This window comes from Rhizobium sp. WSM1274, assembly GCF_025200775.1.
Classification (GTDB): domain Bacteria; phylum Pseudomonadota; class Alphaproteobacteria; order Rhizobiales; family Rhizobiaceae; genus Rhizobium; species Rhizobium leguminosarum_I.
Window position 1 is genome coordinate 240,007 of record NZ_CP104140.1, and the last position, 12,650, is coordinate 252,656.

A 12,650-nucleotide genomic window follows, 5' to 3' on the forward strand; every position below is an offset into this window, starting at 1 on the left:
CCAGATGACGATGATCTTCGGCATTCCCCTGCAGGCGCTGCTCGGCCAGCTGCTGATCGGCCTGATCAACGGCTCGTTCTACGCGCTGCTCAGCCTCGGCCTCGCCATCATCTTCGGCCTGCTTAGGGTGATCAACTTCGCCCATGGCGCGCAATATATGCTCGGCGCCTTCGTCGCCTACCTGCTGCTGACCTATGCCGGCATCGGCTACTGGCCGTCACTGATCCTGGCGCCCGTTATCGTCGGCCTTGCCGGCGCTATCATCGAGCGGCTGTTCCTGCGGCGGCTCTATGATCTCGATCCGCTCTACGGCCTGCTCTTCACCTTCGGACTGGCGCTCGCGGTCGAGGGCACCTTCCGTTATCTCTACGGCTCTTCCGGCCAGCCCTATGCGACACCGGCGGCCCTTGCCGGCGGGGCCAATCTCGGCTTCATGTTCCTGCCGATCTATCGCGGCTGGGTGGTCGTCGTCTCGCTCGTCGTCTGCCTTGGCACATGGCTGCTGATCGAAAAGACCAAGCTCGGCGCCTATCTCAGGGCCGCCACCGAAAATGCCGTTTTGGTGCAGGTCTTCGGCGTCAACGTGCCGGTGCTGTTGACGCTCACCTATGCGCTCGGCGCCGGTCTCGCCGCCTTTGCCGGCGTGCTGGCGGCGCCGATCTACCAGGTCTCGCCGCTGATGGGCTCGAATATGATCATCGTCGTTTTCGCCGTCGTCGTCGTCGGCGGCATGGGATCGATCATGGGCGCGATCATCACCGGTTATGTGCTCGGCATCGCCGAGGGCCTCACCAAGGTCTTCTATCCCGAGGCGTCGAACATCGTGATCTTCGTCATCATGGCGATCGTGCTTCTCATCAGGCCCGCGGGCCTCTTCGGACGGGATGCTTGACATGGCCGACATCACCGACGCCATCCGAACGGAAAAAAGCCGGACCGCCCTTTCGGTGCAGGCGGGTTTCCTGCTGGCCGGGCTGCTGCTTCTGCTGCTGGCGCCGTTTTTCTTCTATCCGATCTTCCTGATGAAGCTGCTCTGCTTTGCGCTCTTTGCCTGCGCCTTCAACCTGCTGCTCGGCTATACCGGCCTGCTTTCCTTCGGCCACGCCACCTTCTTCGGCGGTGCTGCCTATTTCACCGCCTATACGGTGAAGGCATGGGGCTTGCCGCCGGAACTCGGCATCCTGATCGGCGTGGCGGGGGCGGCGTTTCTCGGGCTCGTCATGGGTTTCTTCGCCATCCGCCGGCAGGGCATCTATTTCGCGATGATCACGCTGGCGCTGTCGCAGATGTTCTTCTTCTTCTGCCTGCAGGCGAAGTTCACCGAGGGCGAGGACGGCATCCAGTCGGTGCCACGCGGTCATCTCTTCGGCTTTATCGATCTGAACAGCTCGACCAACATGTATTATTTCGTGCTGGCCGTGTTCATCATCGGCGTGCTGATCATCTGGCGCTTCATCAATTCACCCTTCGGCATGATCCTGAAATCGATCCGTGAGAACGAGCAACGGGCGATCTCGCTTGGCTATTCCGTGGCGCGCTACAAGCTCGGCGCCTTCGTCATGTCGGCAGCGCTTGCCGGGCTCGCGGGCGCGGTGAAATCGATCGTTTTCCAGTTTGCAACGCTGACCGACGTCGCCTGGCAGATGTCGGGCGAGGTGATTCTGATGACGCTGCTCGGCGGCATCGGCACGCTGATCGGTCCGCTCTTCGGCGCCGGGCTGGTGGTGGCGCTGGAAAACTACCTCGCTACATCGGAATTCCCGGTGACGATCATCACCGGCATCGTCTTCATGGTCTGCGTGCTGATCTTCCGCCGTGGGATCATCGGTGAATTCTACGCCTCTCGGCTGGGGCGGAAACTGGGCTTCGTCTATCGCCGCTGAACGGGCGGACCTCTCTCTTTCCGGGAAGAATTACTTTTCCCCGGAAAAGAGACGGGCGGCGACGCTGCGACTCTTCCTCTCCCCGTGCTGCGGGGAGAGGAAAGCGGCAAGCATCTGGAGTCTCGTGCGGGGCATGGATCGTTACGACTATATCATTATCGGGGCAGGCAGCGCCGGCTGCGTGCTCGCCAACCGGCTGTCGGCCGATGGCAGGAGCCGGGTACTGCTGCTCGAAGCCGGCGGCAGCGACAATTATCACTGGATCCATATTCCAGTCGGTTATCTCTATTGCATCAACAATCCGCGCACCGACTGGTGCTTCACCACGGCGCCGGAAGCGGGGCTGAACGGCCGGGCGCTGAGCTATCCGCGCGGCAAGGTGCTCGGCGGTTGTTCGTCGATCAACGGCATGATCTACATGCGCGGTCAGGCGCGCGACTACGACCTCTGGCGGCAGATGGGCTGCAGCGGCTGGGGCTGGGACGATGTTCTGCCATTCTTCCGCAAGTCGGAGGATTTTTATCGCGGCGAAGACGAGATGCATGGTGCCGGCGGCGAATGGCGGATCGAGAAAGCGCGGGTGCGCTGGGCCGTGCTCGATGCCTTCCAGCAGGCTGCCAGGGAAGCCGGCATTCCGGAGACCGCGGATTTCAACCGCGGCAGCAACGAGGGCTCCGGCTATTTCGACGTCAACCAGCGTTCCGGCATTCGCTGGAACACGTCGAAGGCCTTCCTGCGCCCGGCAATGAAGCGCTCCAACCTGACCGTGCTCACCAAGGCGCAGGTCCGGCGGCTGCTGGTGGAGGAAGGCGCCGTTGCCGGCGTCGAGTTCCAGCATCAGGGCGTGGCAAAACGCGCTTATGCCGCGAAAGAAACCGTCCTTTCGGCCGGTTCGATCGGCTCGCCGCATATCCTGGAACTGTCGGGCATCGGCCGGGGCGAGGTTCTCCAACGGGCGGGCGTCGATGTCGTCACCGAGGTCAAGGGCATTGGCGAGAACCTGCAGGACCATCTGCAACTGCGTCTGGCCTACAAAGTCACGGGCGTTCCGACGCTGAACGAGAAGGCGACGAAGCTGATTGGCAAGGCGGCGATCGGGCTCGAATATCTCGTCCGTCGCTCCGGACCGATGGCGATGGCGCCGAGCCAACTCGGCATTTTCACCCGATCGGGCCCGGACCGGGAAACGCCCGACCTGCAATATCATGTGCAGCCGGTCTCGCTGGAAAAGTTCGGCGATCCCGTCCATCCTTTTCCGGCGATCACCGCGAGCGTCTGCAACCTCAGGCCGGAAAGCCGCGGTTCTGTCCACCTCTCGAGCCCGGATTTTGCCGCCCAGCCGACGATCAGCCCTAAATACCTCTCGACGCAGCGTGATCGTGACATAGCTGTCCGTTCAATAAGGTTGACGCGCAAGATCGTCGCGCAGCCTTCCTTTGCGCGGTTCAGGCCGGAGGAATTCAAGCCGGGGCCTGCCTATCAGACGGAGGCCGATCTGGAACGGGCGGCGGGCGAGATCAGCACGACGATCTTCCATCCCGTCGGCACCTGCCGCATGGGCGCCGACAGGGACAGCGTCGTCGATCCCAGGCTGAGATTCCGGGCGCTCGGCAAGCTCAGGATCGCCGACGCCTCGGTGATGCCGTCGATCACCTCGGGCAACACCAATTCGCCGACCATCATGATCGCCGAAAAGGCGGCAGCGATGATCCTCGAAGACAATCGATAGGAGAAGACCATGGCAAAGATCGCATTCATCGGCCTCGGCAACATGGGCGGGCCGATGGCCGCCAATCTGGTCAAATCAGGTCATGAGGTTTTCGGCTTCGACCTCGCGGCTTCGGTGCTGAAGGCGGCCGAGGAGAGCGGCGTCAAGCCGGCAAGCCATGCCAGTCAGGCTGTCAAAGACGCGGAGATCGTCATATCAATGCTGCCGCAGGGCAAGCACGTGCTGACGACCTGGACCGATATCCTGCAGTCCGCCGCGCCAGGCACACTGGTCATCGATTGCTCGACCATCGATGTCGAAAGCAGCCGCAAGGCGCATGAAATGGCCAAGGCCGCCAGCTGCCTGTCGCTCGACGCTCCCGTCTCCGGCGGCACGGGTGGGGCGACCGCGGGCACGCTGACCTTCATGGCCGGCGGCACGGAAGACGCCTTCGCCAGGGCAAAACCAATCCTCGAGGCCATGGGAAAGAAGATCGTCCATTGCGGCGAGGCCGGCGCCGGCCAGGCGGCGAAGATCTGCAACAACATGATCCTCGGTATCTCGATGGTGGGCGTCTGCGAAGCCTTCGTGCTCGCCGAGAAACTTGGGCTCTCGCATCAGGCATTGTTTGACGTTGCCTCGACCTCGTCAGGCCAGTGCTGGTCGATCAATACCTATTGTCCGGTGCCCGGACCGGTGCCGAACTCGCCTGCGAACAATGGCTACAAACCGGGTTTTGCCGCTGCTCTGATGCTGAAGGATCTCAGGCTCTCGCAGGAGGCGGCCCTGGCGAGCGGCGCCTCCACCCCGCTCGGCGCGGAAGCAGCACAGCTTTTTGCGCTCTTCGAAAAGCAGGGCAATGGCGGAAGGGATTTTTCCGCCATCATCGAGATGTTCCGCGACAAGGCGTAGGCTGCACCGCCGCGCCGAATTAACTCTTCGACACCGAGAAGCTGAGGCTGCTATTGCCGAGCAGGATGTCGATCTCGCCGGGTTCGGTCAGTTCGATCGCGCCGCTCAACGTGCCTGTAGTCACAAGCGCGCCTACCTTCAGCGATGTCTCGGGGCGCAAACCGTCATTGGCGTAATCGATGAGCCAGGTGAGAACATCGCCCTTCGGATGCTGCGCCGGGCCATCATAGATCGTACGGCCGGCATGAGTGACTTTGAGCGGCGTGCCACCGGCGGTGTCGACGACACTTTTCTCGACCTCCGGGCCGAGCACATAGCCGCTATTGCCGAGCCGGTCGGCGACGAACAGCAGAAACGAAACGCTGCCGCTTTCCCTGATGGCGCTCACCAGCAGTTCAGCGCCGAGATAGACAGCGGAGATCGCCTCGACCACTTCGGCGCGGCTGTAGGGAGCACCTGTGCGGATCGCCAGATCCCTGCCAAGACGGACGGCGATCTCGGTTTCGAATTTCAGGCCCGGATACCAGGGAATGTCGGCGCCTGAGACGGCTTCGGCATAGGGATGCAGGGGGCCGGTGACCGCCTGGCCCTGCGGCGAGACCGTCACTTTCCAGGCATTGCTCGAAATATGGTCTGCAGCAGTGAGCAAATTCTGCGCCTCCATCGCCTGATGGAGATCGGCTGGCAGCGCGAAAGTGTCCGTTGCCTCCTGACGGCCGGCCTGTCGCAGGCTGTGAAGCCCGGCTGCAAGCGCGCGCGGATCGAATGTCTCTGTCATGCTATCTCCTCGACCTGATTTTCGAGGTGCCACACTAGCGAGAAGGCAGGGACGAACAAGGTCCGTTCTTGGAAAAGCTCCTATTCCATCGCCGCGTACCAGCGGGTGCGATAGGCGGTCAGTCCGGGGACATCGGTCGGCGGAACATGCGTCTCGGCGCCCGACACCGGCCGGATGCCGGTCAGAAGGGCGGCACCCTGGCTGGTGCCGGTCGAACCCGGAAGGGCCATGACCTCGCGGCCGGTCAGGGCGGCCAGCAGCTTGAGATAGGTCTCATTCAGCGCAAAAGGCCCTTCGACGATAACGGGGCCTTTGGCACCGATCAGTCCGAGGCAGGCATCGGTCATCAAAGCGAGATAGAGGCAGGCAGCGGCAGAGCGCTCGTCGCGGCTTGCTTCCTCTGCACCGATCCAGCGGCTTGCTTTTCCGGGAAAAGGCCCGGAACCGGGGGCGATATTCGGCAGCAGCATCATGCCCTTGTCGATAACGGGACCGATTGCCGCCTGAGCGGCTTTTTCGTCGACAGGGCCGATCCCGGCCGACAGGATTTCGAATTCCCGCCCACCCATGAAACGGGAAGAGGGGACGGCGCGGCCATAGGCATCGACATTGGCGAGCGTATCGCGTTCCGGATCGAGACGGGCGAGATCGCCGCCGACGCCGAAATTGATGACCCAGGTGCCGGTGGAGACGACGGCGAAGGGTGCCTCCCGATGAACCAGATGCGGCAGCAGCGAGGCATTGGAATCGTGAATGCCGCAATAGACCGGCACGGGTGCGGCAAGGCCGAGCTCCGTGGCGATATCCGGCAGGACCGGGCCGAGCGCATCGAAGGCGGAGCGGATCGGCGCCATGAGGCCGCGGATGGCGAGCCTGTCGACGAGTGAGGAATAGCGGCCGGCCCTCGGGTTCCAGAGGTCGGTGTGGCAGCCGAGCGAAGTCAGCTCATTGGCGGCAACACCCGTCAGCCGCGCCGTCCAGTATTGCGCATAGGTGAGGATGGTCGCCACCTCGGCGAATTCCTCGGGAAAGGCGCTCTTCTGGTAGTGCAGCTGCGCGCCGACATTGAGACCCATCGCGAGGCGCGGCGAGAAGGTCTCATCGAAGGAGGGGCGCAGCCGCGTATAGGCATCGCGGATGTCCTGCGGATATTCGTGTTCATAGTCGATGACAGGCATGGCAAGCGTGCCGTCCCGGGCAAGCAGTGCTGCAGAGGCGCCATGGGTGGTGATCGAAATGGCGTCGAAGCCGGGCGCGCGCGCAAGGTTCTTCAGCGCATCGAGCGCAAAGGACCAGAGAGCCTCTACGTCGTAATGCGGATAGAGGCCGGTTTTGATCGTGATATTCGGCCGTTTCAACACGGCGATCTCAGCGCCCGTTTCGCTGTCGAGCACGACGACCTTGGCATTGGTCTTGCCGATGTCGAGGACGGCGATGCGGCGATAGGAGGTGGCGTTCATGGCATATGGAAGACGGTGACCAGGTCGCTCTGGACCGGTGAATTATCGGGATTGGTCGCCATGATATCGGCCATATAAGCCCACCATTTTTTCACGACGGGATGCTCCGGCAGGCTCGCCATGGTGTGATCAGTGGACCGCGTCAACGCGCCGAACAGCGTGTTGGTTTCCCGGTCGAGATGGATGGAATAGTCGCTGGCGCCTGACTTGCGCAGGAGATCGACCAGTTCCGGCCAGATCTCGTCATGCCGCCTGCGGTATTCGGCTTCCATGCCGGGGTTGAGCTGCATCTTGAAGGCGTGTTTCTCTGATGTCATCGGGAGCTCATGAGCTTGATGCGGCGGACGATGATCGGAATGGCGATGGTGATGATCAGAAGCAGGCCGATGAAGATCGACATGACGATGCCGGGCACGTTCAGCAGGCCGAGGCCGAAGGTGACGAGGCCCATGACGAAGGCAGCGATGACAACGCCGACGATCGTGCCGGAGCCGCCGAGGATCGAGATGCCGCCGAGCACGACCATGGTGACGACCTCGAGTTCCCAGCCCTGGGCGATCGACGGCCGGGTCGAGCCGAGGCGCGAGGTCAGGCAGACGGCGGCGATGCCGCTCATGACGCCGGTCAGCAGGAAGAGGATGAATTTGACGCGTTCGACCGGAATGCCGGAAAAGCGGGCGGCGAAGTCGTTGTTGCCGATCGCATAGACCTGCCGGCCGAAGTTCGTCGCATGCAGCAGCACGGCGAAGAGGATCGCCAGCACGATGAAGAGCACGAATTCGAAGGAGAATACCCAGACGACATAACCCTGGCCGAAATAGGCGAAATCCGCCGGGTATTTGCCATAGGCCTGGTCGCCGAGGACGATATAGGAAATGCCGCGGAAAAGGCTCATCGTGCCGATGGTGACGACGATCGACGGCAGTTTCAGCACCGAGACCAGCACGCCGTTGAAGATGCCGCAGGCAAAGCCGGTGCCGATGCCGATCGCGACCAGACCCGGTGTGCCGATGCCGACCTGCGCTGCCGCGCCCATCGCCGTCGAGGCGAGCGCGATGATCGCGGCGACCGAAAGGTCGATCTCGCCTGATATGACGAGTAGCGCCATGGCGAAGGCAATCATTGCCTTTTCGGTGAAGTTGAAGGTGGCGTCCGAAAGATTCCAGGCATCGAGGAAATAGGGCGAAGCCAGCGAATTGAAGATGAAGATCAGCACGGCGACGGCAAAGAGCAGCACTTCCCAGCTCGCGACGATGCGGCGGAAGGGTGTGCCGAGGCGGTCGGGGATGACCCGCTTTTCGTGTGTGGACACGGCGCTCATGCTGCGGCCTCCGTTCTGATCTCGGCTGCGGCGCGGTCGCGCAGGATGATGCGGCCGCGGTTGCGCTCACGCCTGGCGTTGAAGGCGACGGCGAGAATGATGACGGTGCCGGAGATCGCCATCTGCGTGAAGGGTGAAATGCCGATCACCGGCAATGCATTCTTGATGACGCCGAGGAAAAGCGCGCCGAGCACGGTGCCGGCGACCGAGCCGACGCCGCCGGCAATCGAAATGCCGCCGATGACGCAGGCCGCGACGCTGTCGAGCTCGAAGCCGTTGGCGATATCGACATAGGCGACGGCATAACGCGACACCCAGAGATAGCTCGAGAGGCCGGCCAGCGCGCCCGACAGAACAAACGCCAAAAATTTCGTCCAGCCGGTATCGATGCCGGCATAGACGGCCGCGGTCGGATTGCCGCCGGTGGCATAGGCCGAGCGGCCGAACTGGGTGTATCTGAGCAGGACATACATCAGAAGCACGATGACGATGCCCACCCAGCCGAGAACCGGCAGGCCGAGGATCGGCGTGCGCGGCACCGACAGAAAAATCGGCGTCATCTGGTGGGCGTTGACCCATGCCCCGCCCGACAGCACGAAGGCCATGCCGCGATAGATGGTAAGCGTGCCGAGTGTGACGACGATTGGCGGGATTTCGAGCGCCCAGACGAGAAAGCCGTTGATGGCGCCGAGGCAGGCGCCGATGACGATCGCGGCAAGGATGAGCACGATGAGCGGCAGGTCGGGATAGGCGGCATTCATCATCGCGATCGCCATGCCGGTGAAGGCGAGATTGGCGGCAACCGACAGGTCGATCGATTTCGTCAGGATGACCGTCATCTGCGCGAGCGCCAGGATGATCAGGATGGAGGTATCGTTGAAAATGCCGGCGAGATTCTCCGGCGTTGCGAAATCGGCGGCGCGCGTCGAAAAGATCGCGATCATCACCACGATGATGAGGAACAGCAGGGTTTCGCGTTTTCTGATCAGTCTTGCCATGCTCTTACCTTATGCATTGCCGGTGGCGGCGCGCACCAGCGCTTCCGGCGACAGTTCGGCGCGGTCGAAAATCCCGGCGGCGAGACCCTCCTTCATCACCAGGACGCGGTCCGACATGCCGATGATTTCAGGCAGTTCGGACGAGACCATGATGATCGACAGGCCCTCGGCGGCGAGTTCGCTGATGAAGCCGTGCACGGCTGCCTTCGAGCCGATGTCGATGCCCTTTGTCGGTTCATCGAGGATGATGACCTTCGGCGCCGTCGCCAGCCATTTGCCGATGACGACCTTCTGCTGGTTGCCGCCCGACAGCGTGCCGACCGGGACGGAAAGGGCGGCGGCGCGCAGGTCCAGCCGCTCGGCATATTTGCGGGCGAGGGCGAATTCTTCTGCCGCCCTGAGGAAGCCCCGGCGCGAGGTGCGGCTAAGCGAAGGCAGCGTCATATTCTGGAAGATCGGCATCGGCAGCGCCAAGCCGTGGCGGCCGCGCTCCTCCGGCACATAGACGATGCCGGCGCGGATCGCGTCCTGCGGCGAATGGATGGTGATTTCGCGGTCTTCGAGCATCATCTTACCCGAGAGCGGCCTGGTGATGCCGAAGAGCGATTGGGACAGTTCCGAACGGCCGGCGCCGATCAGGCCGTAGATGCCGAGAATCTCGCCCTGGCGGAGCGTGAAGGAGATGTCGCGGAATTCGGTGCGATGGGTGTAGTTGCGGATCTCCAGAACTGGGCCGCCGATGGCGACATCGACCTTCGGAAAAGCGTTCTCGACGTCGCGGCCGACCATCATGCGGACGATCTCGTCCTGCGGCGTTTCCTTGAGCCGGCCCTGGCCGACGGCGCGGCCGTCGCGGAAGACGACGAAATCATCGGCGATCTCGTAGACTTCGTCGAACTTGTGGCTGATGAAGAGGATCGCCTTGCCCTTTTCCTTCAGGCCCCGGACGATGCGGAAGAGATCGTCGATCTCCTTGCGGGAAAGCGCTGCCGTCGGCTCGTCCATGATGACGATGCGGGCCTCGATCGACAGAGCGCGCGCAATCGCCACCAGGTGGCGCTGCGCGATCGAAAGGTCCTTCAGGCGGATCGTCGGGTCGATATTGCTTTCGAGCGCGGTCAGCAGCGCTTTGGCGCGGCTGTTCATCGCCTGCCAGTCGATGGTGCGCAGACGAGTGCGCGGCGCATGGCCGAGGAAAATGTTTTCGGCAACCGTCAGTTCGTCGAACAGCACGGTTTCCTGATGGATGGCGGTGACGCCGGCGTCGATTGCGGCCTGGGCGCTGGCAAAGGTCACCGGCTGGCCGTCGACCAGGATCTCGCCTTCGTTCGGCCTGTAGATGCCGGTCAGGATCTTGACCAGCGTCGATTTGCCGGCGCCGTTTTCGCCGATCAGCGCGGTCACCGTGCCGGGATGCAGCGCGATGCTGACATTGTCGAGCGCCTTCACGCCCGGAAAGATCTGGGAGATGCCACGCATTTCCAGAATGGCGGGCGCATCACCGGTTTTGCTGTCCGTGGCGGTTTGTTGAAAGGCGGCGTTCATCAAGCTTCTACCAGTGTCGAATGAGAATTCCCGGCGGCCATCAGGCCGCCGGGCTTTTATGCGATGGCTCTAGATCAGAAGACCTTGGAGAACTGGTCGATATTCGAAGCATTATAGACGAAGGGATCGGCCATGGCGGCTTCACCATTGGCGCCGACCTTGATCTTGCCCATGCGGCCGGCTTCGATCTCGCTGCCCGGCTTGCCGTCGGTCTCGCCCTTGACGAGGCGATAGGCGATCTGCGTTGCGGAGTAACCCAGATCGATCGGGTTCCAGATGGCGAATTCCTTCGTCGCGCCCGACTTGATCGCGCCGGCCATTTCGGATGGCAGGCCGAGACCGGTGACGTAGACCTTGCCGATAAGGCCCTTGTCTTCGACGACCTTGGACGCGGCGAGAACGCCGACCGTCGTCGGAGCGACGATGACCTTGATGTTCGGGTTCGCCTTCAGCAGGCCTTCGGCTTCACGATAGGACTTGTCCGAAAGGTCGTCGCCATAGACGGTGGTGACGAGGTTGAGGCCCGGGAAATCCTTGAGCTGCTTCTTCATCTGGTCGATCCAGATGTTCTGGTTGGTCGAGGTGGTCGTGGCCGACAGGATGGCGAAGTCACCCTTGCCGCCGTCGAGATGGTCCTTGACCAGCGTCAGGCACATCTTGCCTATCAACTCGTTGGACGACGGGTTGAGCTGCAGGATACGGCCTTCAGGTGCCACGCCGGAATCCCAGGAGATGACCTTGATGCCGCGCTGTGTAGCCTTCTTCAGCGCCGGAACGAGCGCGTCGGGATCGTTGGCCGAAACGGCGATGGCGCTGACGCCCTGGGCGATCAGCGAGTTGATGACTTCGATCTGGCCTTCGGCCGTCGTCGTCGTCGGACCGGTATAGATGACCTCGACGCCGCCGAGTTCCTTGGCGGCTTCCTGCGCACCCTTGTTGGCGGCATCGAAGAAGCCGTTGCCGAGCGACTTGACGACGAGACCGATCTTGATGTCGGCAGCACTTGCCGTTCCGGCCATCATGGCGACGGCAAATGCCACGCCGATTGCGAGTTTCTTTGCGAGTTTCATGCTTTCATCCTCCCACTTGATTGACACTCTTCACACCTCTCCGGCGCCTTATGCGACCGACGAGGAATCCTCCTTGATTGCTTGGGCGACCGGGCTCGCGACAATGAGCCTGATGCCGGCATTCTCGATCATCCTGACGGCTTCCTCTGGAATGCCGTCATCGGTGATGATGGTAGACACACGCTCGAGCGGGCACAGAATGAGGCTCGACCGGCGATGGAACTTGCTGGAATCGGCCATGACGACCAGTTCGTCGGCCTGATGCATCAGCTTCTGCTCGCTCTGGATGATCAGCGCGTCGGCTTCCATGATGCCGAGCGGGCCGATGCCCTGCGCGCCGATAAAGAAGCGACGGGCATAGAAATTACGGATCGCGTCATTGTCGAAGGGGGAGAGGATCAGGCTCTGCTCGCGATAGATCGCGCCGCCCGGCACCGTCACCGTGTTCTTCGAGTGCTTGACCAGATGTTCGGCGATCGCGAAAGAATTGGTCATCACCTGCAGGCGGTGCGCCGCCATGAAATGCACCATCTGGAAGGTGGTCGTGCCACCGTTGATGATGATCGCGTCGCCCGGATCGCAAAGCTCGACCGCCTGGCGTGCGATTGCGCGCTTCTTGTCAATGTTGACCGATTCCGAAACGCGGAAGGGGCGCCCGGCGAGATTTCCGAGCTGCGGCGGATGCACCGCTTCGGCGCCGCCGCGCACACGCCGGATCTTGCCCTGGACATGAAGAGCCGCGATGTCGCGCCGAATCGTCGCCTCGGAAGCCTCGGTCAGTTCGGAAATATCCTGAACCGTCACGACGGACTTTTCCTGAACGGCGCTCAGTATGATGCGATGGCGTTCGCGTTCGTGCATGGGGCTCCTCCTTGGACCGTTTATTTCGCACATATGACAATGTGTCAATCAAAAACGATCATAAATTTTCATATTGCGCTGCACAATAATCGAATTTGATCGTTTTCGATTGAC

The 12,650-nt window shown here is 62.1% G+C and carries 12 protein-coding genes; 4 read left to right on the forward strand and 8 right to left on the reverse strand.

Annotated features, from left to right (window positions below):
• The first annotated feature begins 4 nt into the window (after positions 1 to 4).
• The 4 genes from N2600_RS30900 (at position 5) to mmsB (ending at position 4,503) form a co-directional block, all read left to right on the forward strand.
• Positions 5 to 892: a branched-chain amino acid ABC transporter permease gene (locus tag N2600_RS30900; protein ID WP_003553893.1), complete on the forward strand. Its 888-nt coding sequence runs from the start codon at positions 5 to 7 to the stop codon at positions 890 to 892.
• 1 nt (position 893) lies between these two features.
• On the forward strand, positions 894 to 1,883 hold the full coding sequence (locus N2600_RS30905) for a branched-chain amino acid ABC transporter permease (protein WP_260299508.1): 990 nt from the start codon (positions 894 to 896) through the stop codon (positions 1,881 to 1,883).
• A gap of 133 nt (positions 1,884 to 2,016) precedes the next feature.
• Positions 2,017 to 3,612, forward strand: a complete 1,596-nt coding sequence (locus tag N2600_RS30910; protein WP_260299509.1) for a GMC family oxidoreductase — start codon at positions 2,017 to 2,019, stop codon at positions 3,610 to 3,612.
• A gap of 9 nt (positions 3,613 to 3,621) precedes the next feature.
• On the forward strand, positions 3,622 to 4,503 hold the full coding sequence (gene mmsB, locus N2600_RS30915; protein ID WP_260299510.1) for a 3-hydroxyisobutyrate dehydrogenase: 882 nt from the start codon (positions 3,622 to 3,624) through the stop codon (positions 4,501 to 4,503).
• A gap of 19 nt (positions 4,504 to 4,522) precedes the next feature.
• Here mmsB and N2600_RS30920 read toward each other — a convergent pair whose 3' ends face one another.
• The 8 genes from N2600_RS30920 to N2600_RS30955 form a co-directional block, all read right to left on the reverse strand.
• Positions 4,523 to 5,281 carry a fumarylacetoacetate hydrolase family protein gene (locus N2600_RS30920; protein WP_260299511.1) on the reverse strand — a complete coding sequence of 253 codons (759 nt, stop codon included), beginning with the start codon at positions 5,279 to 5,281 and terminating at the stop codon, positions 4,523 to 4,525.
• Between the two features lie 80 nt (positions 5,282 to 5,361).
• The gene (locus tag N2600_RS30925; protein ID WP_260299512.1) at positions 5,362 to 6,741 is read right to left on the reverse strand and encodes an FGGY-family carbohydrate kinase; all 1,380 of its coding nucleotides are present in this window, start codon (positions 6,739 to 6,741) and stop codon (positions 5,362 to 5,364) included.
• Entirely contained in the window at positions 6,738 to 7,058 is a 321-nt protein-coding gene (rhaM, locus tag N2600_RS30930; RefSeq protein WP_170258349.1) for an L-rhamnose mutarotase, read from the reverse strand. The genes N2600_RS30925 and rhaM overlap by 4 nt, the downstream gene beginning before the upstream one ends.
• Entirely contained in the window at positions 7,055 to 8,062 is a 1,008-nt protein-coding gene (locus tag N2600_RS30935) for an ABC transporter permease (protein WP_222314847.1), read from the reverse strand. Before N2600_RS30935 ends, rhaM begins: the two co-directional genes overlap by 4 nt.
• The gene (locus N2600_RS30940; RefSeq protein WP_170258347.1) at positions 8,059 to 9,060 is read right to left on the reverse strand and encodes an ABC transporter permease; all 1,002 of its coding nucleotides are present in this window, start codon (positions 9,058 to 9,060) and stop codon (positions 8,059 to 8,061) included. Before N2600_RS30940 ends, N2600_RS30935 begins: the two co-directional genes overlap by 4 nt.
• Positions 9,061 to 9,069: 9 nt before the next feature.
• Complete coding sequence (locus N2600_RS30945) at positions 9,070 to 10,605, reverse strand: sugar ABC transporter ATP-binding protein (RefSeq protein WP_260299513.1); 1,536 nt, start codon at positions 10,603 to 10,605, stop codon at positions 9,070 to 9,072.
• Positions 10,606 to 10,679: 74 nt separating this feature from the next.
• Positions 10,680 to 11,675, reverse strand: coding sequence for a rhamnose ABC transporter substrate-binding protein (gene rhaS, locus N2600_RS30950; RefSeq protein ID WP_026154590.1), 996 nt, complete (start codon positions 11,673 to 11,675; stop codon positions 10,680 to 10,682).
• A gap of 48 nt (positions 11,676 to 11,723) precedes the next feature.
• Positions 11,724 to 12,536 (reverse strand): DeoR/GlpR family DNA-binding transcription regulator, encoded by an 813-nt coding sequence (locus N2600_RS30955; RefSeq protein WP_011655152.1) that lies wholly within the window; start codon positions 12,534 to 12,536, stop codon positions 11,724 to 11,726.
• Positions 12,537 to 12,650: the final 114 nt, after the last annotated feature.